The following is a 25,435-nucleotide window of genomic DNA, read 5'->3' as shown; positions in this document are numbered from 1 at the left end:
CGCGCCGCATCGTTCGATTCGAGGGACATAGCCCGCATGGACCGTATTCTCGTCCTCCTCCGCCATGGCGAAAGCGAGTGGAACGCCAAAAACCTCTTCACGGGCTGGAAGAATCCTGACCTGTCGCCCAAAGGGGTCGAGGAGGCGCGGCGAGCCGGGCGGGAGCTCAAGCGCATCGATCTGCGCTTCAACATCGGCTTCACCTCGCTGCTGCTGCGCGCGCAGCACACGCTCGATCTCACCTTTCAGGAGCTCGGGCAGAGAGATGTGCCCGTCATCCGCAGCCGCGCGCTCAATGAGCGGCATTACGGCGATCTCTCCGGCCTCAACAAGGACGAGGCGCGCCAGCAATGGGGCGAGGAGCAGGTGCGGCTGTGGCGGCGCTCCTATGACGTCGCGCCGCCCGGCGGCGAGAGCCTCAAGGATACGGTGGCGCGCGTGCTGCCCTTCTATTGCCAGGAGATTCTGCCGCGCGCCATGCGGGGCGAGCGCGTGCTGGTCGCCGCCCATGGCAATTCGCTGCGCGCTCTGGCCATGGTGCTCGACCGGCTGACGCCCGAATCGGTGTCCTCGCTCGAGATCGCCACCGGCGTGCCGATCGTCTACCGGCTCAATTCCGATTCGACCGTCGCGACCAAGGAAGTGCTCGACCGCTGACGCGCGGCCGCTCCGCGCCGGATGGAGCGATCATGTCTGAAATAGAGCCGGGCGTTCGCCTCTATCGCGGCTATTTCGACGAGGCCGCGCAGCTCGTTCTGCTGCGCGAGCTGGAGCGGATCGTCGCCGACGCGCCCTGGTTCACGCCCACCATGCCGCGCAGCGGGCAGCCCTTTTCCGTGCGCATGACCAATTGCGGGCCGCTCGGCTGGCTCAGCGATCAGGCGCGCGGCTATCGCTATGAGGCGCGCCATCCGCAGACCGGCGAGCCTTGGCCGCCCATGCCGCAAATGCTGCTCGACGCCTGGGCGGCGCTGGCCGGGCATCCACAGCCGCCGCAGGCCTGCCTGGTGAATTACTATGGGCGCGACGCGCGGATGGGCGCGCATCAGGACCGCGACGAAGCGGATTTTTCGGCGCCGATTCTTTCCGTTTCTCTCGGCGCCGATTGCCGTTTTCGTCTCGGCGGCGTGAAGCGATCCGATTCGTCGCGGGCCTTCGTTCTGTCGTCGGGCGATGTGCTGACGCTGGGCGGGCCGGCGCGGCTGCGCTTCCATGGCGTCGATCGGCTGCTGCCGGAGCTCGCGCCGAAGCTCGCGTCGCCATTATTCGCCGAGGGCGGGCGCATCAATTTGACGTTGCGCCGCGTTACCTAACGATATTTCAGGCCCCGTTCAGGCGGGGGAGCATATTGTCACCAATAGCGCTCCGATATAGTTTCCCGGCCGCGGGATGAACGATCGGCGCTGGCGTCACGCCCGGGCCGGCAAAACCAAGATAGTCGGTTCCCAGGGGACGACGCTTCGAGGAAAGGAACGAGGATGAAATCTGTGACCAGACTGGCGCTCGCTGCGGGCGTCGTTTTCACCGCCATGGCCGGCCAGGCGATCGCCGCCGGCGATCCCGCGGCGGGCGAGAAGGTCTTCAACAAGTGCAAGGCCTGCCATCAGGTCGGCGAGACGGCGAAGAACGCCGTGGCTCCCGAGCTCAACGGCATCAACGGCCGCAAGGCCGCGACGGCCGAGGGCTACACCTATTCCGACGCCCTCAAGGGCTCCGGCATCACCTGGGACGAGGCCAGCTTCAAGGAATTCGTCAAGAATCCGAAGGCCAAGGTCGCCGGCACCAAGATGGTGTTCCCGGGCCTGCCGTCCGAGGCGGACCAGGACAATGTCTGGGCCTATCTCAGCCAGTTCGGCGCCGACGGCAAGAAGAAGTAATCCGAACCTCTCGTTCGGTTGGCGAAAGCGGCCCTCGCGGGCCGCTTTTTCTTTTGCCGGATAGGGGCTAAATGCCCTCGTGACAGTCATGGAGAGAGAGCCGAGTTGACGCGCAAGCCAGACGAAGTCCCAGCCGAGCTGATGCAGGAGCTCGCGACCCTGCCGGTGTTCTATGCGCTGGAGGGGCGGCGCGTGGTCGTCGCGGGCGGCTCCGATGGCGCGGCTTGGAAGGCGGACCTCGCCGCCGCGGCCGGCGCGCAGGTCGATGTCTTCGCAGCGTCTCCCTCGCCGCGGCTGCAGGCCGTCGCCGCGGCGCGCGCGCGCCTCACCCTGCATGAGCGCGGCTGGCGGGCGGAGGATCTCGCCGGGGCGGCCATGGCGCTCGCCGTCATCGAGGACGATTCCGAGGCGCAGACCTTTCGCGACGCCGCGAAAGCGCAGGGCGTTCCCGTCAATCTCACCGATCGGCCGGCGCTCAGCGATTTTCTGATGGGAGCCATCGTCAATCGCTCGCCGCTGGTCATCGGCGTCTCCACCAGCGGCGCGGCGCCGGCCTTCGCCCAGGCCGTGCGCGCCCGCGTCGAGACGCTGATTCCGTCGAGCTTCTCCGCCTGGACCAGAGCGGCGCGCGCCTGGCGTCCGCGCGTGATGGCCTCCGGCCTCGATTTTTTCGCGCGCCGCGATTTCTGGCGCCGTTTCACCCGCGAAGCTTTTGCGCGCGTCGAGCATGCGCCGCAGGACGGCGATCTCGACGCTCTGCTCGAGGAGACGCGTCGCGCCGACGAAGCTTCCACACGCGGCCGGGTGACGCTGGTCGGCGCCGGGCCGGGCGACCCGGAGCTGCTGACGCTGAAAGGCCTGCGCGCGCTCGTCGGCGCCGATGTCGTTCTCTTCGACGATCTGGTGCCCGCCGCCGTGCTCGATCTCGCGCGGCGCGAGGCGGTGCGCATCAATGTCGGCAAGCGCGGCTATGCGCCTTCGGTGAAGCAGGAGGAGATCACCGCTCTTCTGGTGAAGCTCGCCAGGGAAGGCAAGAATGTCGTGCGCCTCAAGGGCGGCGATCCGATGATCTTCGGCCGCGCCAATGAGGAGATCGGCGCCATTCGCGCCGCCGGCCTCGAGGCGGAGATCGTGCCCGGCGTGACGGCGGCGCTCGCCGCGGCGGCGGCGCTCGAAGTCTCGCTCACCAATCGCGACACGGCGCGCCGCGTGCAATTCGTCACTGCGCATACGAGCGACGGCAAATTCCCCGAGGACATAGATTGGCGCGCGCTCGCCGACCGCCGCGCGACCACAGCGGTCTATATGGGCAATCGCACGCTTCCCGCTCTGTCGAAGCGCCTGCTCGAGGAGGGCATGGACCCCGCGACGCCGGCCTTTCTCGTCGAGCGCGCCAGCACGCCGCAGCAGCGCATCATCGCGGGCTCGATCGGCGATCTGCCTCAGCGCGTCGCGCAGGAGACGCTCGAAGGGCCTTGCCTCGTGCTGATCGGCGCGACGCTGCGCGGTTGAGGGAAATGACTCACGGACGGTCTTCGCATCCGAAGACTCGTCCGCATTTTAACACTACGCACGATACAGAACTTCCGTCGCGGCCGGAAAACTGGACCATCCTCACCTCTGCGTTCACGAAGAGGCCGGCAGGGGCGCGCGATACGGTCCATCCGACTCGGTCGTCGATTCTGTCCGACGAAAAATCTGACGATTGAACGACTTCTCTGAACTCGAGCTTGTTTTCAGCGTGTCTCAGCTCGATAAATGCTCTTGCCGCGGCGATGGCGTCTCGGTCGTCTCTGATACGAATTGCGTCGTCGCATCGGTAGAGATCATTTACGGCGAGATAGTAAAGCGACAATAGGCCAGCCGCCGTCAAAGCAGCTATCGAGAAAGCGATCTTCGACCTCCTCATCGCAGTTCCTTCATCGCATGTGTCATTCGCGCGGTCATGATGGCCGATGGCCGATGGCGGCTGAGCGTCTAATATTTGAACGACACTGTCGCCGAGATCGAGCGCGGCTCGCCGCGAAAGAGCGCTCCGCCGGACGTAAAATTCGGTCGATCGGTGAGATTGCTGGCGCTCACGTCGAGCTTCCAATGCTCGTCGAAACGATAGCCGAGCGAGGCGCCGAGCATTTGCTGCGGCGCGAGGGTGAAGCCAAAGACATTGGGCAGCGTCGCCTCCGCCGCGCTGGCGTAATAATAGCTCGCGCCCAGCTCCAATCCGCGCAGGAAATCCCATTCCGGCTTGTAGTCGAGGCTGACGCTGAAGACGCGGCGCGGCGCGCCGAGGAGATCGCTGCCCGCTTGCGAGGGGACGTTGGAATCCTTTGCGACGACGGCGTGCAGAAAAGTGGCGGCGCCGCTCGCGTTCAATCCGGGAAGGATTTCGGCGGAGAGATGAAATTCGACGCCATGGCTGTGCTGGCGTCCTGTGACGAGGGCGTAGAAGCCGCCCGGATCGGCGGGATCGGCGATGGCGACATGATCGCGCGTGACATCGAACAGGCCCACTTCGAACCGCGCCTTATAGTCTGGAAAGCGCCGCTCGAAGCCGACCTCATATTGCGTATCCTGTTGCGGCGGCGGCGCGTCGCCGCCGCGCACGCGCACGGAAATATTGGGAATGAGCGAGCGCCCGAAGGCGGCGAAGACATGCGTCTCATCGTCCGGCCGATACAATAGGCCGGCGCGCGGGCTGAAATAGCCGCGGATTCCTTTGCCGAGCGTGGAGGACGACGTTCCAGAGAGCGCGCCGAGAGGATCGAAGACGGTCTCGCGCTGCGCCAGCAGATCATAGCGGCCGCCGAAAAGAATGCGCCATTGCGGCGAGAGATCGACGAGGTCCTGCGCATAGACGGAGCGGCTCCAGGCGCGCGCCGCGCCATTGGCCCATTGCGCGCCGACAAAATCGACGCCGAGCGGATAGATCGGCGCGCCTATGTCGATGTTCGGCAGCGTGTCGCGCGCGAATTTTTCGTCATGGCCGAAGAAATAGTCCCAATGCTCGAGGCCGAGAAAAACAGTGTGGCCGATATCGCCGGTCGAGAAGCGTCCGTTCAGCCGCAGCTGCGCGTCGAAGCTTCGCGCCGCCTGATGCGTCCGCACCGGGCGGCCGAGCGTCACCGAATGGAGGCCGTCATAGCCCCAGCCCTGAAACCAGCCGTATTCGTTGCCGTTCAGCGAATAATCGACGACCGATGTGAGCGACCAGTCGGCGTCGAAGGCGTGCTCATAGGTGAAGGTGAAATCCGCCGCATTCGGCTTCTCGTGCTCATAGACCGGCGCGCCTGCGTAGAGGGAGCGCGGCGCATGTAGAAAGATCGGCGCGGCCGGCGCGCCGTCGCGATAGACGAGGCGCGATGCGCTATATTCGGCGCGCAACGTCGCCTTGTCGCCATTGTCGAGGATGAGCGTTCCGGTCGGCGCGATGAGGAATCCGCGTGAGCGCACATAATCGACGAAGCTGCCGACGCTCTGCGCGAAGCCTGTCATGCGGAACAGCAGCGTCTGCGCGTCGTTCAGCGGCGCGTTCACGTCGAAGGTCGTGCGATAGACGTCATATGCGCCGATCGTCGCCGTTCCGCGCGCGAAAGTCTCCGTCGTCGGCGCCTTGCGTATGTAGTTCGCCGAGCCGCCATAGCCGCCGAGCGCCTTGCCGAACAGCATGGCGGAAGGGCCTTTGTAGAATTCGACGTGATCGACCGTCGAAAGATTGACCTCCTGCGAGGTGAAGCCATGCGCGGCGCCGTCGAACAAAGTGAGGCCGCCGGGAAAGCCGCGCATCACGAAGCCCGGCGAATAGCCGGAATCGGAGACCGACGCATTGACGAAGACGCCCGCGACATCCTTGCCGAGACTCTTCGCCTTCGGCGCGTCGTCCTTCTCCTTTTTTTCTCCCGGCCGCATCTGCGCGACGTCGACTCTCGCTTCCTCTGTCGCCTCCTCGCAAAGAGCGGGCGCGGGCAGGGCGAAGACAGAGATCATCGCTATGTCGCGTAGGCTTCGCCGTAGACGATAGGAAGAAAGCGCGCTGGACAGCGCGTCTCGTCTCTCGCTCCGAGCAAGCAAAAACAAGGGATCTACGCTCGTCGGGCGACGCTCTGCGCGCGTCGCCCGAGAATATGCGTCAGGATGAAACCTCACAGGAACCTCACGGCGAAACGCGCCGCCGAACAGAGCAGAACTCGCTCTGGCTCAGCATGCCGCTCTCTTATAACGCACTCTATTTCGACTGCAATCGAACGACAAAATTCATCGGCGAATCTTTCACCAACCTGTCGTGTTACTTTCGCGAGACATTTCTAAAAACGCATGCGCGGTCGAATGCGCTTTGCGCGCCGCGCGCTTCTTCCACCAAATATAGACGCCGGTGACGGACAGCATGGCGATGACGAGGCCGAGCGCGCAGACGAAGATGCGATAGGGAAGGCCGAACACGCTCGCCATATGCAGAGCGACGAGCCAAGCGGTGATCGTATTGCCGGAGTGCTGGCCGGTCGGCAGATCGAGGCGGCGCAGCTCGCCCGTATAGGCGTCGAAGACGACGGAGGTGGCTCCATGCCTGTCGCCGACGTCGCGAGACGAATGCACGCGATATTCGAACACGCCTTTCTCTCGGATCAGATAGAAGGCCGCTGCCGGTCCGACGGAAAAACCATCGGCGGCGGCGCGTTCGCTCATCAGCCGGGCGCCTGTCGCCTGCGCGATTTCCCAGCCGAGCGGCGTCTTGTCGGCGGGCGGAGCGACGTCGGGCGTCGCGGCCCAGATCGGCTGCTCATAATGGAAGAACAAGCTCGTAATGCGCGCATAGACGCTATTGAGATCCATATAGACGCTGGACCAAGCGAAGATCAGCAGGGCGCCCCACATCCACAGGCCGCCGGCGCGATGCAGATCGAAATTCAATCGATAGAAGGAGCTGTTGGTCTTCACCAGCCATGCGGGCTTCCAGCGCGTGAGATAGGAGCGCGCATTGGCGCGACTCGGCAGGGGCAGTGTGAGATAGAAGGCGACGAAACAGTCGATCGTCCAGACGAGCGCGACAACGCCGAGAATCCATGCGCCCACGCCGCCCATCGCCAGCTCGTAATGCAGGCTGTAGACGAAGGGCATTATGCCGGCGCGCGACGTCGGCAGACCGTTCCATTTTATGCGATCGCCCAATTCCTCTCCGGTGACGCGATCGAGCGTGATGCTGTCGAATGGGAGCGGCGGCTCGCCGGGACGGGCGTCGACGCCGATCAGCGCGACGCCTTCCTCGCCGAGATAGACGGTGTTCACGCGCGCCTCGGGCGCGATCGCCTCGGCGCGGCGCAACAATTCCGCGGGCTCGAGCTCGACGCCGGCGTGGCGTCCGGGGTGAGCTTCCGGCGCGAAGAAATGATCGAGCTCGGGAAGAAAAGCGAGCATGCTGCCGGTCAGCCCGACGACGATCAGAAAAGCCGCCATCGCCAGACCGGCCCAGCGATGCAGCCACACGAAGATTGCGCGATTCATCAATGGCCTCCTGTTTCGTTTCCGCCGCAACGAAAAGATCGCGCGCTTTTCGGCGAAGCGCAAATGTCACGGGAACATCGCAGCGCGTCGCGAAATCTTGCCGGAGATGTGAAACAGGCGGCCGGGACGAATCCTGGCGCATATCGCCGTCGCCGAGAGCGCCGGCTCAGCGCAGCGCGTCGGACAGCGCCTCGAGGAAAGCGTCGCCATATTGCGCGAGCTTGTGCTCGCCGACGCCTTGCACGCGGCGCATCTCGTCGAGCGTCGCCGGACGGCGCGACGCCATTTCGATCAGCGTGCGATCGGGGAAGACCATATAGGCGGGCAGGCCGGCGTCGCGCGCCAGCTCCAGACGCTTTTTCTTCAGCGCCGCCAGCACGCGCTCCTCCTGCTCGTCCAGCGGCGCGCCGCGCGGCGCCTCGCCGCGCTTGCCGCGCGGCGCCTTCGCGGTCAGTGGATCGCGGCGCAGCGAAATCTGCGCGCGGCCGAAGAGAATATCCTCGCCCTTCTGCGTCAGGCGAAAGCCGCCATGCTCCGTGCTCGCCAGAGCGCGCGCGGCGAAGAGCTGCCGCAGGATCGCGCTCCAATCCTGCTTGGAGCGATCCTTGCCGACGCCGAAGGTCTTGATGGATTCGTGGCCGTTGCGGCGCACCGCCTCGCTGGCCTCGCCGATGAGAATATCGGCGAGATAGCCGGCGCCGAAGCGCTGCCCCGTTCGCATGGCGGCGGAGAGCGCCTTTTGCGCATCCACCGTGCCGTCATAGACATGCACCTGGCCGAGACAGACGTCGCAGCGTCCGCAGGGCGGGCTCTCCTCGTCGAAATAGGCGAGCAAGGTCTGGCGCCGGCAGGAGGGCGTCTCGCACAGCATGGCGAGCGCGGAGAAGCGGTCGTGCTCTATGCGCTTGCGCTCATCGGGCACGTCTTTCTGATCGATCTGCCGGCGGCGGAAGGCCATGTCGTCGAGGCCATAGAGCGTGAGCGTGTCGGCCGCCAATCCGTCGCGGCCGGCGCGGCCGATCTCCTGATAATAGGCCTCGACGCTCGACGGCATGTCGGCGTGCGCGACGAAGCGCACGTCCGGCTTGTTGACGCCCATGCCGAAGGCGATCGTCGCGACGGCGATGATTCCGTCCTCTTGCAGGAAGCGATCCTGATTGCGATTGCGCAGCGTCTGCTCGAGCCCGGCGTGATAGGCAATGGCCTCATGGCCCTGCTCGGCGAAATAGGCGGCGAGCTTTTCTGTGCCGTCGCGCGAGGAGCAATAGACGATGCCGCTCTCGCCGCGGTGCTTGTCCAAAAAGCGTTGCAGCTGGCGGCGCGGACTGTCCTTGGCCGCGAAATTGAGCGCCAGATTGGGCCGGTCGAAGCTGTGCAGAAAGACACGCGGATTGGTCTTGAACAAGCGCTGGGCGATGTCGGCGCGCGTCGCCTTGTCGGCGGTGGCGGTGAGGCCGACGACTTGCGCGCCGAGCGTCGCGGCCGTCGCGCCGAGCTCGCGATATTCCGGGCGGAAATCATGGCCCCATTCGGAGACGCAATGCGCCTCGTCTATGGCGAGGCGCGCCGCGCCGGCGCGTTGCAGCTCGGCGATGAGGCCGGGCATCACCAGCCGCTCCGGCGAGACGAACAAGAGCCGCAATTCGCCGGTGCGAATGCCGCGGCGCGCCTCGTCATTCTCGGCGGCGTCGTTCATGGAGTTGAGCGTCGCCGCCGGCACGCCATAAGCGCGCATCTGCCGCACCTGATCGCGCATCAGCGCGATGAGCGGAGAGACGACGACGGTGAGCTTGCCGTCGACGAGAGCGGGCAGCTGATAGCACATGGATTTGCCGCTGCCCGTCGGCATTATGGCGAGCACCGGCTCGCCGGCCAGCACTGCGGCGATGATCTCCGCCTGGCCGGGCCGGAAATCCTCATAGCCGAACACGGATTTGAGCAGCGCGCGCGCCTGCGGGGGGAGGGAGGGCATGGGGAGGAGTTAGCACGCCGGGGGACGTGGCGCGAGGGCGACGCGGCTGCCGTCCGATTTCAGCCAAAGGAGACGATCCGTCACATTGTTCGCCACAATATGGGCGATCATTCTCCCGTTCGCGGTTTCGCGTTCGTTTGCTTTGTCTCTCGAGGATTTCGTTTCATGCTCATGAAATTCGACAATCACCTGCCGCTCGCCGCCCTCGACGTCATCGGCGCCGGCCAGACCGGCGGCTGGGGGAAGATCGCCATTTCGGTCGAGGCGCGCAGCGTCAAATATACCGATTCCGTCGCCGCGCCGGCCTCGCCCAACGCCTGGTGCTATATTCGTCAGGGCTCGCCGCAGGAGCGCGCCGTCAGCCTCGAGAATTATCTCGGGCCGATCGTCAATGTCACGCGCGGGCGCCCGCTCGAGGTGGTCTGGATCAACCGAATCGGCTCCATGCCGGCGGAAAAGCCCGGCGACGCGCGCTCGCTCGCCATGCCGCCGATCGATCCGCCGCCCATGGATCTCGCCGAGGATATAGACCAGTATAAATCGATGAATTATCCGGTCGGCGTCGTCGCCCATCTGCACGGCGCCAAGGCGCGGCCGGATTCCGACGGCTGGCCGCTGAGCCCGGCGAGCTTCGAGGGCAATCCTTATGGAATGCCGGCCTATCGCTCCTATTGCTATCCCAATGACCAGCGCGCGGCCATGCTGTGGTTCCACGATCACGGCATGGACAATACGGCGGTGCAGGTGCACGCGGGCCTCGCGGGCCTCTATTTCGTGCGCGACAATTCGGACGCGGAACTCTTCCATCTCATCGGCGATGAGACGCAGGAATTGCCGCTCGTCATTCAGGACCGCTGCCTGAACGCCGACGGCGCCGGGGTGAGCTATCTGAAGGGCGTGCCGCTGCAGAAGGACCCGGCGACTGGCAAGCGCTCCTTCATTCGGCCGGAATTTCTCGGCGACACGATTCTGGTCAATGGCCGGCCGTGGCCGCACGCCCATGTCAATCCGAAGATTTATCGCCTGCGCATTCTCAATGGCTCCAACGCCCGCAGCTATGCGCTGACGCTGGCCGATCCCGATGGAAAGATCGGCGGCAAGATCTGGTATGGCGATCTTCTCACCGCCATCGGCAATGACGGCGGGCTGTTCAGCCGCGGCGAGAAGCTCGAGGAGCTGGATTATCTGCTGCTGGCGCCGGGCGAGCGTCTCGACGTTCTGCTCGATCTCACGCAGATCGACAATGACGTCCTCGGCTCGCTTCATCTCGTCAATCTGTCGATCGCGGGCTACGACCCAGCTCAGCCGGAGCAGGAGCCGATCTTTCAGAACGACGCCAATTCCGTCTTCGCGCCGGGAACGCCAGAGGCGCTGAAGGCGATCGCCTTCACGCAAAAGAGCGACGGACCGCATGCCGATCTGCCGCTCGCCAATGTGATGGAGTTCCGCATCGTCGACGCCGCGCATACGCATGGGGCTGCGACCGCCGCTGCTCCGACGGCGCATCACGCCGCGGCGGCGCCGCTCGATCGCGTCACGCTCGACAAGATTTTGTTGCGCTACGCTGATGACGAGAGCTTCCGTTGGGACGCCAGCAAGCCGGGGCTGACGCGCGCCAACGCCGATGCGCCCGTGGTGCGCAATCGCTTCGTGCTGCTGATGAACGACACCGCCGGCAAGGCGGATGTCGAGCCGGTCAGCCCGATCACCGGCGGACCCTGGCGCGACACGCAAATGTGGGAGCTGCGGCCCTCCACCGCGTCGGCCGGCGACGCCAGCGCCGTCACCGTGCCCTTCGACGCCAAGCTGGCGACGCCTTGGGAGGAGGGCCAGCCCGCTGCGGGCGTCGCCTATCAGGTCTCGCGCGCCTTTTTCTTCGAGCCCGCCGATCCCAATCCGCCCCATGCGGCGCGCCACGCCGATCCGCTATGGCCGCTCGCTGCCGACAATGTCGATCCCGCCGGCTATCCGCCCATCTATCGCTACGCGCATCTCTATCGGCACAATCCGGCGGCGGGGCGCGCCGTCATCCGCCCGCGCGAAGGCAGCTATGAGCGCTGGTATGTCGCCAATATCGGCAATGACCAGGCGCATCTCGCCGATGGCGTTCCCGATATGCATCCGTTCCACATGCATCTGGTGAATTTCGTCGTGCTGCGGCGTTTTCGCCTGCGCAAGGACGCCTCTGAGAATTCGGTCTTCGCGCGCATAGAGCGGCGGCTCGATTTCGACGGCGTCGTGCGGCACGACACTGTGCGCATCCAATCCAACGAGCTGGTCGAGCTGCTCGTGCATTTCCCGCGCGGCTATACGGGCGTCTATCCCTATCATTGCCATCTGGTGGAGCATGAGGACATGGGCATGATGCTGCATTTCGACGTGCAGCCCCAGGGCGCGCCCTGAGCCTCGCCTGGGCGCGGCGCCGATTCGGGCGCCGCGCTCTCGAGGCGAGACGCCCGGCCGCCCCGCTGGCGCAAACGCGTCAAAAAAGCGCGGGTTTCCGCCATAGCGGGGAAAAGGCGTTGCGGAGCGGGGCGGTTTCGCCCACCATCGCGCCATGCCGCTCGGACCCTATCCGCCCGAACTCTTGACCACAGCGCAAATGGCGCGCGCCGACCGCCTCACCATCGAGAGCGGCGTCGCCGGCATGGCGCTGATGGAAATGGCCGCCGCCGCCATCGCCGCGGCCGCCACCGCCTTTCTGGTGAAGACAGCGGGGCGGCGCGTGCTGGTGCTGTGCGGGCCGGGCAATAATGGCGGCGACGGCTATGTCGCCGCGCGCATATTGCGCAGCCAGCGCTTCAAGGTGCGCGTCGCCGCGCTCACGCCGCCGGACACGCTCAATGGCGACGCGCGCTTGGCCGCGGCGAGCTGGGACGGCCGCGTCGAGGACGCCGCCACTTGCGATTTCAAAGGCGTCGATCTCGTCATCGACGCTCTGTTCGGCACGGGTCTCGCGCGTGATCTGGACGGGCCGACGGCGGAGCTGATCCTGCGTCTCAACGCTTGGCGCGAGGAGACCAAGCAGAAGGTCATCGCCATCGACATTCCCTCCGGCGTCGACGGCACCAGCGGCGCCATTCGCGGCGTCGCCGTGCAGGCCGATTCGACGGTCACTTTCTTCCGTCTGAAATGTGGGCATCTGCTGCTGCCGGGCCGGCTGCGCTGCGGAACCATCTCCTGCGCCCATATCGGCATAAGGTCGAATGTGCTGGAGAAGATCCAGCCGCAGACCTTCGTCAACGAGCCCGCCGCCTGGCGCGACGCTCTGCGCCTGCCCGGCGTCGAGGGCCATAAATATGCGCGCGGCCATGCGGTGGTGGTCTCGGGCGGCGCCTCGCATACGGGCGCGGCGCGGCTCTCGGCGCTGGCGGCGCTGCGCGGCGGCGCCGGGCTCGTCACTCTGGCGACGCCGCAGGGGGCTTTCGCCATCAACGCGCCGGCGCTGACCGCGGTGATGCTGCGCGTCGCCGACGGGCCTGCGGGGCTCGCCGCTCTGCTCGAGGACAAGCGCAAGAATGTCGTCGCTCTGGGGCCGGGGCTCGGCGTCGGCGAGGCGAGCTGCGCTCTGGTCGAGGCCGCGCTCGCGCCGTCGAAGGAGCGCCGCGCGGCCGTGCTCGACGCCGATGCGCTGACCAGCTTCGCGCTCGCGCCCGATCGTCTGCGCGAGGCGATTCGCGCCGCGCCGGGCCCGGTCGTGCTGACGCCGCATGGCGGCGAGTTCGCGCGGCTCTTTCACGGCCAGCGCTGGGAGCGCACGATCAGCGGCGCGCCCATCTCCAAGCTGGAGCGGACGCGCGACGCCGCGCGCGATATCGGCGCCATTGTTATTTTCAAAGGGCCGGACACTGTGGTCGCCGCGCCGGACGGGCGCGCGTCCATATTGGCGGAGGCTTCGCCCTGGCTCGCCACCGCAGGCTCCGGCGACGTTCTCACCGGCATTGTCGCGGGCCTGCTGGCGCAAGGCATGGAGCCTTTCGCCGCCGCTTCCTGCGCCGTGTGGATGCACGCAGCGGCGGCGGATGATTTCGGCGCCGGCCTCATCGCGGACGATATTATCGACCGTCTGCCGGCGGCTTGGCGCCGGCTGGTTTCGATTCAGCCCTAGCTCCCTACATAGAGAGAAGCGGAAACGATGCGCGCGGTCGCGCGTTTCGCCGGGTGACGGCGGAGCGCGCATCGTCGTCTCGCATTCGCGCGGTCGTCGCAACGACACGTTCACGCGCTTCAATGAGGATGCGCGTCTACCGACAAGAGGAGAGCTTTCATGTCCGATCTCGTTGTCATCGTCTATCCGACCGAGGCCAAGGCCGAGGATATTCGGCAAAAGCTGTTCGAGCTGCAGAAGGAATATGTGATCGAGATCAGCGACGCCGTGATCGCGGTGAAGGAGCCGAGCGGCCATGTGAAGCTCAATCAGCTCATCAACACCACCGCGGCCGGCGCCGTCAGCGGCACCTTCTGGGGCGCGCTGATCGGGCTCATCTTCCTCAATCCGCTGCTCGGCGCGGCGATCGGCGCGGGCGCGGGCGCGCTCAGCGGCGCGCTCACCGATTACGGCATCAACGACGCTTTCATGAAGCAGCTCTCGGAGACGCTGCAGCCCGGCAACGCCGCGCTCTTCGTGCTGATCCGCAAGCTGACCACCGATAAGCTGCTCGACGCGGTGAAGGGCACTGGCGGGATCGTGCTCAAGACCTCGCTCGACCACAATAAGGAGCAGGCGCTGCGCGACGCGCTCGCCGCGCATGTGTCGACGGCGGTCGCGGCGCCTTCTACGCCTTGAGCCGCTGAGGAACGTTTCTCTCTCCCGCGGCGCGGGGGAGGGTTACGGCGCAAAGCCCTCGAAGACGATCTGATCGGCGAAGGCGAGCGCGGCCTTCGCCTGTTCCGCGCTGCGCACCGTCCATGTCGTCACCGGAACGCCGAGCTCCTCGCGGCAGCGGCGCGGAATCGCATGCGGCAGATCGGCGACGTTCCAGGAGAGAAAATCTGGCCGCGTGCGCGCGACATGGGAGAATTGCGTGAGCTCGTCCCGTTGCGCGGCGGTGAGAAAGCTCCAGTCCGGCCCTTCGTAAGACGCCTCTGCGACAATGCCGAGCGGAACGCCGGAAATGCCGAACCTATCGAAATGCGCCCGCAATTCGGCGATCGGCGCGGGGTCGAAGCTCTCGATCGCCACAGCTCCGCGATAATGCGCGACGATGTCCGCGACATTGCGCGCGAGGGTGAGATCGCCGTCGAAGCGGCTCTTGATCTCGATGAAGAGCGGAACATTTCCGCCGATCGTCGCGAGAAGATCGCGCAGCGTCGGCACGCCCTCGCGCGTTCCGCGCAAGGTGAGCCGCGCGATCTCGAAACCGGTCAGCGCGTCGAGACGGCCAGTCGCATCGGTCAGGCGCTCCAATGTCTCGTCGTGGAAGACGACGACCTCGCCATCGGCGCTCGCCTGCACGTCGCATTCTATCGCGTAGCCTGCGCAGGCGGCGGCGCGCGCCGCCGACAGCGAATTCTCGGCCACGCCTTTCGCGAGATCGTGCAGGCCTCTATGCGCGATCTTATGTTCCGTGAGCCAATGGTAACGGCCGCCGCCGCTCTGGCGCATCGGCTACGCCAAAATCTCGAAGGTCGCGTCCACCTCCACCGCGGCGTCGAGCGGCAGCTGGGCGACGCCGACGGCGAAGCGCGCATGGCGTCCATTCTCGCCCAGCACGGCGGCGACGAGATCGGAAGCGCCGTTCAGCACTTGCGGAATCTGGCCGTAATCGGCGGCGCTGTTGATGAATCCGCCGAGCCGCAGCACGCGCAGCTTGGCGAGATCGCCGCCCGCCGCGACGGAGGCTTGCGCGAGGAGATTGAGCGCGCAGATTCGCGCCGCCGCCTGGCCGGCCTCGAGCGCGACCGAGGCGCCGAGCTTGCCCTTATGCGCGGGATCGATCGCGCCGCCGGCGCCGACCGGCAATTGTCCCGAGACGAAGACCAGATTGCCCGAGCGCGTCCAGGGCACGTAATTGGCGACGGGAGCCGCGGGGGTGGGGAGGGTTAGACCCAGCGCCTCGAGCTTTTCGAGCGGCGTCTTCGCTGTGTCGGACATCGCGCTTTTCCTTTCCGAATCTCTGAAGAAATTTGCAGCTTTGCCGTCGACCGTAATTTGGCCAAGGTCGGGAGGCAATGCGTCGAGCGAGACTTCGCCTCGACATCTCGCTCGTCCGAGATAGAGTGGACGTCAGCGCGGGCGCCGCGCCGCGACGACCCGCCGGAGCGAAAATAGAGCCCTCCGGCCCCTGTCGTCGTCGACGCGAAGCGCCGGGAGACGCCGGACCCGAAACCAACCAAGAGCGCGACAGAGGGAGAAAGACCCCATATGGCTCAAAAATATCTCATCGGCGCGACGCTCGCCTGCGCCTCCTTCCTCGCGCTCGCCGCCCATGCCGAGACCGCGGCCACTGTGGCGGCCGTCACCGGCCATCCGCAGCTGACGCCGCATCGCGCCGTCTATGATCTGACGCTGGCGCAGGCCTCGGGCAGCAAGGCGCCGACCTCGGCGCGCGGCCGCATCGCCTTCGATTTCACCGGCTCCTCCTGCGAGGGCTGGGTGCAGAATTTCCGCCAGATCACCGAGCTGCAGCCCGCCGAAGGCCCGCCGCGCCTCTCCGACATGCGCTCCGCCACTTTCGAGGCCGGCGACGGCAAGGATTTCCGTTTCCGCATCGAGACCAAGCTGGACAATGTCCAGGCCGAGGACATAGACGGCAAGGCCAAGAAGAAGACCGGCGCCGCGCTCTCGGTCGATCTCGCCCGGCCCAAGCAGTCCCAGCTCTCGCTGGACGGCGGCGCGCTGTTTCCCACCGAGCATCTGCGCCATATCCTCGCCGCGGCCCTCTCCGAGGAGCGTATTCTCGAGGCCAAGGTTTTCGACGGCTCCGGCGACGGCGAGAAGGTCTTCGACACGATGAGCGTCATCGGCCGGCCGACCAGCAGCGTCGTCACCGAAAAAGCCGCGCAGATCAAGGAGCTCGAAGGGCTCAAGCGTTGGCCGGTGTCGATCTCCTATTTCGAGCCGGGCAAGCGCGACGAGCAGCCGGTCTATGTGCTGTCCTTCGACCTCTATGAGAATGGCGTCTCCCGCGCGCTGAAGCTCGACTATGGCGATTTCGCGCTGACCGGCGAGATGACCGAGCTCTCCATTCTGCCGAGCGCGGCCAACTGCAAGATGTGAGGCTTCGGGCCGATCTCTCGAAAAAGAAAGCCCGGCGCGTCGCGTCGGGCTTTTTTGCCTCATCAGGCGCGGCCGGCCTCGGTCGCCTTGGGGACCTCGATCAGCCTGCCGCTCTTCACATCATAGATGAAGCCGTAGATCGGAATATTCTTCGGCGTCAGGGGATTCTCCCGGATGCGCTTCACATCCTGATAGACGCTCTCCTCCTGCGACTCGATGGTGAGCCATTTCACGAAATGGCCGGCCGTGCAGCCGCCGCCATGCTGGGGGTTGGACCATTTCGTTCCGTCGAAGGCCGCGGTCGCCAGGCTGTCGTCGAGAAGATCCGCCATCACCTCGTCGCAGAACAGCTCCATGCCGCAGTCGGAATGGTGGATCACGAACCATTCGAGCGTGCCCAGCAGCTTGTGCGAGATGATCAGCGAGCGAATGGCGTCATCGGAGGCGCGTCCGCCGGCGTTGCGGATCACATGCGCGTCGCCTTCGGAAAGGCCGGCGTATTTGGCCGGGTCGAGGCGCGCGTCCATGCAGGTCAGTATGGCGAAACGCCGCGCCGGCGGCAGAGCGAGCTTCGCCTTGTCTCCGAAATCCGCGACATATTTGTCGTTCGCCGACAAGACTTCCGCGAGAATCGTCATTTTATTTCTCCCGTTCGGCTTTTCGCCATTCGGCTATTCGCCGCCGGGATTTCTAGGGCGCGGGCTTTCGGAGCGGGAAATGCAGAATTTTCATGGGCGCATGAATGAGCTGCATAAGCAGAATCACGCCTCCCGATAGGCGAGCAGCATCAGCCCGGCCAGAGTGAAGGCGATGGGCCAGACGATTCCGGCGATGCGCGCGCCGCGGCCCTCGAGGCGTATCTCCAGCCAGCGGGCCGAGGCGGCGAGCAGGCCGACCAGCGCCAGCGGCGTATGTGTGACCTCGATCAGAAACTCTTCCCTTATGTTGGACAGCCCATGCGAATGGGCGAGCAGCAGCGCGCCGCCGACGCCGGTGATGAAGGGGAAGGCGAGCGGCGCCCATTGCGCCCTCACGCGCCGCGTCCGCACGCGCCATTCGAAAATACCGAAGCCGATGATGAGCGCGAGGAAGATGCGATGCTGCGCGATCTCTGGATCGCGCAGGCTCTCTATGAGGCCGAGCTGGCCGAGCGGCCAGACCGCCTCGTCGGCGCGCAGAAACAGAAAGCCGGCGAGGCCGAGCATCAGCATCGGCCAATGGCGCGCGAGCGGGGCGAGGCGACGCCAATGCTCGAGCAGCGCCAGCAGGCCCATGGCGGCGACGAAGAGCCCGGCGATGTGGTGGTTATATTCGGACCAGGCGATGTCCTCCGCGTTGCGCTGCGCGGCGATGACGGCGGCCGCGTCATTCGTCTCGGTCGCGGTCGCTTCCTCGGCGCGCGCGGTCTGGACCTGCGGCAGCGAGACGGAGAGGGTGGAATGATCCGGGCTCTCGAGCCGCGGCGGCCATTGCGGCGTCAGCCGCTCGACGATCTCGGCGAAGCTCACCCGTTCGCGCGCGAGATCGACGGCCGGCGGCAGCGAGGAGAGCGAGGCGGCGGCGAAGACGACCGTCCAGCCGACGCCGATCTCCACCTCCGCGAAACGGCGCAGCCGCGCGAAGGCGGCCCGATCGGCCGGCGCGCGGCGGACGGCGAGGAAATTGAGCGCGCCGAGCGACAGCAGGCCGGCGAAAAGGACGGTCTTGGCGCCCACCATGACGCCATAGGCGGCGCCGTAGAAATTCTCGACCGCGCCGATATAGACGATCGACATGGCGACGCCGCCGGCGGCGATCATCGCCACGGCGATCATGGAGAGATGCGAGAAGCGCAGGCCGATGGCGCGCTGCGCCTCGCCGTCCGGGGCGCGGGCGAGCGCCATGAGAAAATAGGGAATGCCGCCGATCCACAGAGCGACGCCGGTCAGATGCGCGAGCTCCGCGGCGACGAGGCCCGGCGGATTGTCCAGCCGGCTGACGGCGTGCGTGGCGCCGAGCCGGGCGCAGATCAAAGCCGCCGCAAAGGCGGCGAGGGGCAGGGGCCGCGCCGCGCCGCCGCGAATCGCGAAGGCGAGCGCGAGGGCCGGCGCCGCCGCCAGCGCATCGGCCTTCACGGCGTCGGCGGTGAGCGCATCGGCGAAGGAGAGCTCCAAAGCGCCGACGAGCATGGTCGCGAGCGCCGCGGCGTCGAGAGCGACGAGGCAGGCGAGGGCGATCGCGCTCCAGAAGACGATTCGTCCGGCGCGCGCGGCGATGGGCTCCGCCGCCCCGCCGAGCCGCGGCGCCAGCGGTTCGGCGACGAGCAGCAGAAAGGCGACGCCGCCGACGGCGAGCGACAGCGCCCCCGAGATGGAGCCGCGCAGAATGACGCTGAGAAAGCCGTAGATTTCGATGAATTGCTGCATGGCTCAGCGGCCGACGCGAAAGGAGATGTCGCCGCGGGTGATGTGTCCGTCGACGCTCAGCACCTGCCAATGCAGCCGATAGGCGCCGTGCCGAAGATCGTGCAGCCCGGCGCGCAGCTCATCGGCGGCGGCGCCTTCCAGCAGCGGAAGCACAATTCCATGCATGTCCGGCGAGATCAGCAGCAGCCGCGAGCGGCGCGCGTCGATCCGGCAGTTGAATCTCAGCTCCACATCGAGATCGGGTCCGAGGACGATCTGCGCCTCCTGTGGCGTCGATTCCGACAGGACGGCGTGCGCCTGCGCAGGCCTCGCTCCTTCGATCCAAATCGCCGCCGCCGCCCCGCCGATCGCCAAGACGAAATCACGTCCCCTCATCCCAGCCCTGCGCTCCTTTGTCATCGCCGGCGGCTGGACAATAGCGCGGGCGCTCGGATGGCGCGCGGCTTTTTTGCGGGCGCCTCGCCGCGTTGACCGGCGCGCGCGCCGCGACTAGCCTGCCGGCCGCAGCATGAGGATCGATGCAAATGACCGCGCCAGACAGACTTTCTCCCACCCGCTCGTTCCAGGGCCTCATTCTGACCCTGCAGAATTTCTGGGCGGCGCAGGGCTGCGTCATTTTGCAGCCCTACGATATGGAGATGGGCGCGGGCACGTTTCACCCCGCCACCACTCTGCGGGCGCTCGGCCCCAAGCCCTGGAAGGCGGCCTATGTGCAGCCGAGCCGGCGCCCCAAGGACGGGCGCTATGGCGAGAATCCCAATCGGCTCCAGCACTTCTATCAATATCAGGTGATTCTGAAGCCCTCGCCGCCGGATTTGCAGTCGCTCTATCTCGCCTCGCTGGTGGCGATCGGCGTCGACGCCAAGCGGCACGACATCCGCTTCGTCGAGGATGATTGGGAGAGCCCGACTCTCGGCGCCTGGGGATTGGGCTGGGAGTGCTGGTGCGACGGCATGGAAATCTCGCAATTCACCTATTTTCAGCAGGTGGCGGGCTTCGATTGCGCGCCCGTCGCCGGCGAGCTGACCTATGGGCTCGAGCGGCTCGCCTGCTATCTGCAGGGCGTCGATTCGATCATGGAGCTGAATTTCAACGGCGGCGACGAGGACAAGGTCACTTACGCCGATGTGTTCCTGCAGGCCGAGCAGGAATATTCACGGCATAATTTCGAGGCTGCGGACACGGAGAAGCTGTTCTCCGACTTCCGCGCCGCCGAGGCCGAATGCCGCAAGCTGCTCGCCTTCGGCGACAAGGGCGAGGGCGAACGCCATCTGATGGCGCTGCCCGCCTATGATCAATGCATAAAGGCCAGCCACGCCTTCAATCTGCTGGATGCGCGCGGCGTGATCTCCGTCACCGAGCGGCAGAGCTATATTCTGCGCGTGCGCGAATTGGCGCGCGCCTGCGGCGCCGCCTGGCTGCGCACGGAGGGCGGCTCGGCGGCCGCCTGATCGTTCAGAACCACGAAGCGTTTGACAAAAGTTCCTTTTATGTTCTAAATTTGTTCTCGTCTTTCTTCGAGGCTTTTCGCGAGGGGCGTGATGTTCGTGGTCGATCGAGTCCAGGGCCGGGACGGAAGGCCGGCGGCGGAAGCGTCCGTGGTCATTCGCGGAGGCGGGCTGGCGGCGCTGCATGCGACGCCCCTGCGCGAGCGCTTCTATTCCTGGCGCGCCGGCCGCGGCGAGCGCTATGTCTGCACGATATTTTCGGCGGAGGAGGAAGCGCTGGTGGCGGGCTTCGCCCGCGCCGTCGTCATCGGCGTGGCGCGCGAGGGCGCGGAACGCCGGCCGGTCTGCGTGCTCTCGACCGAGGAATTCGATGCGCCGAGCGGCCGTCTCGCGCGCGCGGCGGCCGTCGCTCTCGGCGTGAACGAATGGCATGTGCGCTTTTGCGCTCTGCCGGTCGAGGTCGCGCGCCACCTCGCCAAAGCCTTGCTGAACTGAGCTTTCTCAGGCGCTTTCGGCGAGGGAGGCCGTCGGCGCCGAGAGCCGGCGCACGATCTCGGCGAGGGCCGGATCGTGAATGTCGAGTTGCTGGAGATGCTCATGCGTGTTGCGGACATAGGACGGATTGTCGCCCGAGGCGCCGACGCCGCCCTCCACGAGCCGCGTCATCTCGTCGATCGACAAGCGCCCGGCATATTGCTCATGCGCGCGATCGACGATGAAGGCGAGCGCGCGGGCGGAGCCGCCCTCCGCGAAGCGCAGACCCACATTGCGCTCGACATAGACTGAGGTCACGAGCTCGCGGGCGCGCAGATAGGCGATCGTCTCCTCGCGCGCCGCTCCGGCGACGCGAAAGGCGACGCCGAGGCAGGAGCCGCCATAGTCGAGGCCGAGCACGAGGCCGGGGCGCTCCCGCGTGCCGCGATGGACATGGGAGAAGACGCAGAGCGATCGGTGATAGCCATGCACCCAGGCGAGGGCGCTCTCGAGAAATTCGAAGCCCGGCCGCCACATCAAGGAACCATAGCCGAAGACCCAGAAATCGCCGTCCATCGTCGCCATCGGTCGCAAGCCCTCCTTTCGCGCTTCAAATCCCTCGATTCGGCCGCTCGCAGGAGCGTCTCGCCGGGCCTGCGCCGCTCACAGCCGGTGATCCTCGATCGTCGCCAGCAGCAGCACGGCGATGCTCCACACGATGGCGAAGGCGAGGAAGATCAGCAAGGGGTAAGTCAGGCGGTGCGGATAGCGGGAAATCTCCGGCGTCGCCGGCGGAACGAAGACGGTCAGATAGATGCTCTGCCGATTGGCGCGCAATTGCGCGCGGTCGAGATCGGCCTTGGAGAGGGCGTAGAAGCGCTCGGCGAGCGCCTTGCGAACCTCGAGCTCCTCGAATTTCGCCAGAATACCCGAGACGGTGGAGCCGGAGGAGCGCGCCCCGTCATTGGAGGTGAGCTTGCCCTTCAGCTCCTTGATCTGCTTTTCTGCGGAGTCGAGCTGCTCGCGCAGCACGCGCACCGTCGGCGCCTCCGGCGACAATTCATGCGCGGCGACGAAAAGCTCGCTCTCCAGCCGGATCTTCTGCGCGACCAGCGGCGCCAGCAGCTTGCCGATCTCGGTGCCGGTCAGGCTGGGGTCGATGACGCCGAATTCATCGCGGAACTTGTGCAGATCGGACAGCGTCGCCTGCACCGCCTCGAAGGAGCGGCGCACGTCTCTCTCCGCCATCGCCGTGGCGTCGCGGCGCGCGCGCTCGGAGATGCGATTGACCAGCGCCTCGCTCGCCGCGACGATGGCGTTGGCGAGCGCATAGGCGTCCTCCTTGCGGAAGGCGCGGACATTGACGGTCACGAGGCTGGAGTTGGCGTCCACCGTGGTCTCGACCATGGATTGCCAATAGTCGGTCAGCTGCTCCATCGTCGCGTTGCGGCGCAGCCGCGCCCAGAAATCGGCCTCCGGCCGGCGGTAGATGGCGCGCAGGTCGAGCTTGGCCAACACATCGCTGACGATCGCGCGGCTGCGGATGTAGCTGGTGACGATATAGGCGTTCTGCCCGGACGGCGTGAAGGTGAAGGCCGCCGACTCGCCCTTGGGCGTCGCGACGGCCTCCAGCTCGATCGCGCGCACCGCGAAGCGCGTCTCGACCGCGAATTGATCGGCGGCGAAAAAGGCGAAATAGACGCTGGCCGCGAAGGACGGAACCAGCACCAAGGCGATGAAGCTCAGCCACAGCGGCGGAATGCGCGTGCGGCTCTCGAGCGCGCGATTGGCCTCCGTCGCGATCCGCTCGACCTGGACGACGATCTGGCGCGCGGCCTCCGGCGCATGGGCCAGCGGCCGCAGCCATCCGGCCGGGACCAGCGCCCGCGCGGGCTTCGGCTCCAGCCTGGGCGTGCGCGAGCGCAGACGCTCGTCGTCGAGCGGGGGCTTGGTCTCGATCATCGGCGGCCGCCGGCGATGCGCGCCCGCTGCGGCGCGAGCTTTGCGGCGTCAGAAATCTTCGTCAAAAGGCCTCCTCGATCGCCGCTTTGGCGGTTTGGTAGACTTCGAGGTCCTGCTCCAGCAGCAGATCGACCTCCGGCAGCCGGCGCAGCTCCCGCGCCAGCTCGCCCACCGCCGCGAAATGCGGCAGCGTCGGCAGAACGCCGGGCTCTATGTCGAGCAGGGCCTCCACCTCCTCGAGAAAACGGTCCTGACTCTCGCGCAGCCCGACCACGGAAAAGCTGGCGAGAGCGGCGAGCGCCTTGGCGACGGCGTTCTTGGGCGGCGGCTCGTCCAGCGCGTCGGAGGCGAGCTGCCGCGTCAGCGGATTGGCGAGCGCGCCGATGACGTCTCGCGGCATCGAATCGAAAGCGCGCCGCAGGCCGGAGCCGTCAGGCTCGATCTGCTGCGCGAACTCGATCGCCCGCTGATAGGTGAGCATGTCGCGCGGCCCCAGCAGCTCCTCGCCGAAGCGCGAGACATGCTTGAGCGTCAGCAGCCGCTCGGCGAGCTCGAGATAGGGATCGTGCATCAATATGATGGAATTGAACTTGTCTTGCAGCTGGCCGGAATAGCTGGCGAAGGTCAGGCGGCCGCTGACATAGAGCGAGCTGACGTTCTCCAGCATGAAGACCTGCATCGCAGTCTCGCGCCCATGCCGCTCCACGCCCTTGTGGAAGAACTGAAATCTATGCTCGACCTTCTCGTCCAGCCGCCACAGCGGAAAGAGATGCGTCTCCAGCCGAAAGACGCGGCGCTGGGTCACTTCCGCGCCATTGCGACGGCGGTAGATCAATATGCCGGATTCGGCCTCGCGAATCTCGAGGCCCTGATTCGAGGCGAGGTCGGGAACGATAGAGCTGTCGACCGTGAAGCCGCAGAGGCCGGTGGCGTGGCGGCCCGCCGCCACCAGCGACGGCCGCCCCTCGCGGCAGGTCAGCTCCGCGATTTGAATGCCGTTCTGCATTATGCGAAGCGTCGGCGAGGCCGTGTAATCGTCTGGAACGACATAGCCGACGATCTGGTCGCTACGGTCGGCTTCTATGTTGAACAACATGAGCCCAATTCCGTTTCCGGCCTGTCTCGCTCCCGCTGGCGTCCGACGGCGCCCGTCGCTGGCGGGGCGCCGATCGGCGAATCGGCCGCCGCGCGCGCCGTCTCGGCGCGCTGTTTCGCATATGGGCGAGCCCGTCTCAAGCGCTCGGGCTCTCGGCGGGACGCTGCAGCGGCGCCTTCCTCATAGCCGATTGCTGCGCTGCGGGAAACCGCATGCCGCGCTGCGGCGAAAAATCGTGAAAGCACCCTGTTTTCGTCAGATTTCCGCCATCACCACCAGCCCCGGCCCCAATAGCCGCCGCGCGGCCCATAGCCATAATAGGGATAGTCGTAGCGGGCGGCGCGCCGGTCGGCCGAGCGGTCGAGGTCCACCTGCATCAGGCATTTCGAGAAACCGTCGCTCCCCGGCCTGAAGCCATAGTCTCGGCAGCGGATTTCATCGGCGGCGCGCTGCTCGGCCAGGCTCGTGGTGTTGCAGGCCCCGACGAGGAGCGCCGCGGCCGCCGCGAGCAGCAGCTTGGTGATCGGCATGTCGTCCTCCAATGGGCTTCGTCGAATGATCTCTCGCAATATAGCCGAGGCCGCGGCTCTTATCGAGAGGCTACCGCGCCCCGAATTCGACCTTTGCGGGAGGAAAAAACCTTTTCGCGACGAATTCATTGCGGGATGCGTGCGGTTGCGGCTATCGTTCGGAAAGAAGCTGCGATCGCTCAGCGCGTCGCCGGACGAGAAGCGAGGAAATTTTGCTACGCACGCCGAAATATGAGAAGGGAGCCGGCGCTCAGCCCGCCGGAGCCGAGAAGAGCGTGGCGGCGCGCCAGGATGACGGAGGCGGCGGGCGGAACATGGCCACTGAAAAAAAGCCGACGACGATCAAGAAATACGCCAATCGGCGTCTCTATGACACGGGCACGAGCACTTATGTCACGCTCGAGGATCTCGCGGCCATGGTCAAGCGCGGCGAGGATTTCGTCGTCTGCGACGCCAAGACGGGGGAGGACATCACCCGTCCCGTGCTGACGCAGATCATCTTCGAGCAGGAGGGCAAGGACGGCCAGAGTCTGCTGCCGATCGCCTTTCTTCGCCAGCTCATCCGCTTCTATGGCGATTCGATGCAGATGCTGGTGCCGAGCTATCTCGAGTTCAGCATCGACCGGCTGACGCGCGATCAGCAGAAGTTCCGCGATCAGGTGTCGCAGGCGCTGGAAGGCGCGCCTTTCGGCGAGCCGACGCGGCAGGCTTTTCAGTCGCTCGAGGAGCAAGCGCGCAAGAATATGGCGGTGTTCCGCCATGCGCTGACCATGTTCAATCCCTTCGGCCTGCCGACCGAGCCGCCCGCCGCCCCTGCGGAGGCTGCGGCCACAGCCGCCGAGCCGCCGCGCTCCGATCTCGACGAGATGAAGCGCCAGCTCGACGAGCTGAACAAGCGCATCGATCAATTGTCGACAAAGGGCGGCTGAGCGCGCCGTCTCTCGTCGACGCGCGCC

23 protein-coding genes are annotated in these 25,435 nt (G+C 66.1%); 11 read left to right on the top strand and 12 right to left on the bottom strand.

The window, feature by feature from the left end; genetic code table 11:
* The first annotated feature begins 36 nt into the window (after window positions 1–36).
* From ACT53T_RS05270 to cysG, 4 genes are all read left to right on the top strand, one after another.
* Window positions 37–657, top strand: coding sequence for a 2,3-bisphosphoglycerate-dependent phosphoglycerate mutase (locus ACT53T_RS05270; RefSeq protein ID WP_400769069.1), 621 nt, complete (start codon window positions 37–39; stop codon window positions 655–657).
* Window positions 658–689: 32 nt separating this feature from the next.
* On the top strand, window positions 690–1,313 hold the full coding sequence (locus tag ACT53T_RS05265) for an alpha-ketoglutarate-dependent dioxygenase AlkB (RefSeq protein ID WP_476160416.1): 624 nt from the start codon (window positions 690–692) through the stop codon (window positions 1,311–1,313).
* A gap of 165 nt (window positions 1,314–1,478) precedes the next feature.
* Window positions 1,479–1,877 carry a cytochrome c-554 gene (locus ACT53T_RS05260; RefSeq protein ID WP_400769066.1) on the top strand — a complete coding sequence of 133 codons (399 nt, stop codon included), beginning with the start codon at window positions 1,479–1,481 and terminating at the stop codon, window positions 1,875–1,877.
* A 105-nt stretch (window positions 1,878–1,982) separates the two neighbouring features.
* Window positions 1,983–3,389 (top strand): siroheme synthase CysG, encoded by a 1,407-nt coding sequence (cysG, locus tag ACT53T_RS05255; RefSeq protein ID WP_476160415.1) that lies wholly within the window; start codon window positions 1,983–1,985, stop codon window positions 3,387–3,389.
* Window positions 3,390–3,854: 465 nt separating this feature from the next.
* On the opposite strand, the gene ACT53T_RS05250 is transcribed toward cysG, so the two are convergent.
* From ACT53T_RS05250 to recQ, 3 genes are all read right to left on the bottom strand, one after another.
* Window positions 3,855–5,861: a TonB-dependent receptor gene (locus ACT53T_RS05250; RefSeq protein ID WP_476160414.1), complete on the bottom strand. Its 2,007-nt coding sequence runs from the start codon at window positions 5,859–5,861 to the stop codon at window positions 3,855–3,857.
* Window positions 5,862–6,143: 282 nt separating this feature from the next.
* Window positions 6,144–7,373 carry a PepSY-associated TM helix domain-containing protein gene (locus ACT53T_RS05245; protein ID WP_476160413.1) on the bottom strand — a complete coding sequence of 410 codons (1,230 nt, stop codon included), beginning with the start codon at window positions 7,371–7,373 and terminating at the stop codon, window positions 6,144–6,146.
* Between the two features lie 166 nt (window positions 7,374–7,539).
* Window positions 7,540–9,345 carry a DNA helicase RecQ gene (gene recQ / locus ACT53T_RS05240; protein ID WP_476160412.1) on the bottom strand — a complete coding sequence of 602 codons (1,806 nt, stop codon included), beginning with the start codon at window positions 9,343–9,345 and terminating at the stop codon, window positions 7,540–7,542.
* Window positions 9,346–9,510: 165 nt separating this feature from the next.
* On the opposite strand from recQ, the gene ACT53T_RS05235 reads away from it, so the two are divergent.
* The 3 genes from ACT53T_RS05235 to ACT53T_RS05225 all read left to right on the top strand — a co-directional run bounded on the left by ACT53T_RS05235 (window position 9,511) and on the right by ACT53T_RS05225 (window position 14,131).
* Window positions 9,511–11,748, top strand: coding sequence for a multicopper oxidase family protein (locus tag ACT53T_RS05235; RefSeq protein WP_476160411.1), 2,238 nt, complete (start codon window positions 9,511–9,513; stop codon window positions 11,746–11,748).
* 154 nt (window positions 11,749–11,902) lie between these two features.
* Window positions 11,903–13,453: an NAD(P)H-hydrate dehydratase gene (locus tag ACT53T_RS05230; protein ID WP_476160410.1), complete on the top strand. Its 1,551-nt coding sequence runs from the start codon at window positions 11,903–11,905 to the stop codon at window positions 13,451–13,453.
* A gap of 159 nt (window positions 13,454–13,612) precedes the next feature.
* On the top strand, window positions 13,613–14,131 hold the full coding sequence (locus tag ACT53T_RS05225; RefSeq protein WP_018266185.1) for a DUF1269 domain-containing protein: 519 nt from the start codon (window positions 13,613–13,615) through the stop codon (window positions 14,129–14,131).
* A 42-nt stretch (window positions 14,132–14,173) separates the two neighbouring features.
* On the opposite strand, the gene ACT53T_RS05220 is transcribed toward ACT53T_RS05225, so the two are convergent.
* Both ACT53T_RS05220 and ACT53T_RS05215 read right to left on the bottom strand, forming a co-directional pair.
* A complete protein-coding gene (locus ACT53T_RS05220; RefSeq protein WP_476160409.1) occupies window positions 14,174–14,950 on the bottom strand; it encodes a glycerophosphodiester phosphodiesterase family protein in 777 nt (258 codons plus the stop codon).
* Between the two features lie 3 nt (window positions 14,951–14,953).
* Window positions 14,954–15,439, bottom strand: coding sequence for a RidA family protein (locus tag ACT53T_RS05215; protein WP_476160408.1), 486 nt, complete (start codon window positions 15,437–15,439; stop codon window positions 14,954–14,956).
* 270 nt (window positions 15,440–15,709) lie between these two features.
* Here ACT53T_RS05215 and ACT53T_RS05210 point away from each other — a divergent pair, with 270 nt between their 5' ends.
* Window positions 15,710–16,564, top strand: coding sequence for a cell envelope integrity EipB family protein (locus ACT53T_RS05210; protein WP_018266182.1), 855 nt, complete (start codon window positions 15,710–15,712; stop codon window positions 16,562–16,564).
* Between the two features lie 62 nt (window positions 16,565–16,626).
* Here ACT53T_RS05210 and ACT53T_RS05205 read toward each other — a convergent pair whose 3' ends face one another.
* The 3 genes from ACT53T_RS05205 to ACT53T_RS05195 all read right to left on the bottom strand — a co-directional run bounded on the left by ACT53T_RS05205 (window position 16,627) and on the right by ACT53T_RS05195 (window position 19,344).
* Window positions 16,627–17,202 carry a beta-class carbonic anhydrase gene (locus ACT53T_RS05205; protein WP_476160407.1) on the bottom strand — a complete coding sequence of 192 codons (576 nt, stop codon included), beginning with the start codon at window positions 17,200–17,202 and terminating at the stop codon, window positions 16,627–16,629.
* Window positions 17,203–17,325: 123 nt separating this feature from the next.
* Window positions 17,326–18,969, bottom strand: a complete 1,644-nt coding sequence (locus ACT53T_RS05200) for a copper resistance D family protein (RefSeq protein WP_476160406.1) — start codon at window positions 18,967–18,969, stop codon at window positions 17,326–17,328.
* 3 nt (window positions 18,970–18,972) lie between these two features.
* Window positions 18,973–19,344 (bottom strand): copper resistance CopC family protein, encoded by a 372-nt coding sequence (locus ACT53T_RS05195; RefSeq protein WP_476160405.1) that lies wholly within the window; start codon window positions 19,342–19,344, stop codon window positions 18,973–18,975.
* 149 nt (window positions 19,345–19,493) lie between these two features.
* Here ACT53T_RS05195 and ACT53T_RS05190 point away from each other — a divergent pair, with 149 nt between their 5' ends.
* Complete coding sequence (locus ACT53T_RS05190; RefSeq protein WP_476160404.1) at window positions 19,494–20,420, top strand: glycine--tRNA ligase subunit alpha; 927 nt, start codon at window positions 19,494–19,496, stop codon at window positions 20,418–20,420.
* A gap of 147 nt (window positions 20,421–20,567) precedes the next feature.
* Complete coding sequence (locus ACT53T_RS05185; RefSeq protein WP_400769039.1) at window positions 20,568–20,912, top strand: hypothetical protein; 345 nt, start codon at window positions 20,568–20,570, stop codon at window positions 20,910–20,912.
* 6 nt (window positions 20,913–20,918) lie between these two features.
* Here the strand turns inward: ACT53T_RS05185 and ACT53T_RS05180 are convergent, their stop codons facing one another.
* From ACT53T_RS05180 to ACT53T_RS05165, 4 genes are all read right to left on the bottom strand, one after another.
* Window positions 20,919–21,476: a gamma-glutamylcyclotransferase gene (locus tag ACT53T_RS05180; protein WP_018266176.1), complete on the bottom strand. Its 558-nt coding sequence runs from the start codon at window positions 21,474–21,476 to the stop codon at window positions 20,919–20,921.
* A gap of 78 nt (window positions 21,477–21,554) precedes the next feature.
* Window positions 21,555–22,853, bottom strand: coding sequence for a KpsE/RkpR family capsule polysaccharide export protein (locus ACT53T_RS05175; protein ID WP_476160403.1), 1,299 nt, complete (start codon window positions 22,851–22,853; stop codon window positions 21,555–21,557).
* Window positions 22,854–22,914: 61 nt separating this feature from the next.
* Window positions 22,915–23,949, bottom strand: a complete 1,035-nt coding sequence (locus ACT53T_RS05170; protein ID WP_476160402.1) for a hypothetical protein — start codon at window positions 23,947–23,949, stop codon at window positions 22,915–22,917.
* A gap of 269 nt (window positions 23,950–24,218) precedes the next feature.
* Window positions 24,219–24,479: a hypothetical protein gene (locus tag ACT53T_RS05165; protein ID WP_043332595.1), complete on the bottom strand. Its 261-nt coding sequence runs from the start codon at window positions 24,477–24,479 to the stop codon at window positions 24,219–24,221.
* Window positions 24,480–24,793: 314 nt separating this feature from the next.
* On the opposite strand from ACT53T_RS05165, the gene phaR reads away from it, so the two are divergent.
* Window positions 24,794–25,408, top strand: a complete 615-nt coding sequence (phaR, locus tag ACT53T_RS05160; protein WP_026191420.1) for a polyhydroxyalkanoate synthesis repressor PhaR — start codon at window positions 24,794–24,796, stop codon at window positions 25,406–25,408.
* Window positions 25,409–25,435: the final 27 nt, after the last annotated feature.

The sequence above is a fragment of the Methylosinus sp. DMC45 genome (assembly GCF_056313885.1).
This window is presented reverse-complemented; position numbering and strand designations above follow the sequence as displayed.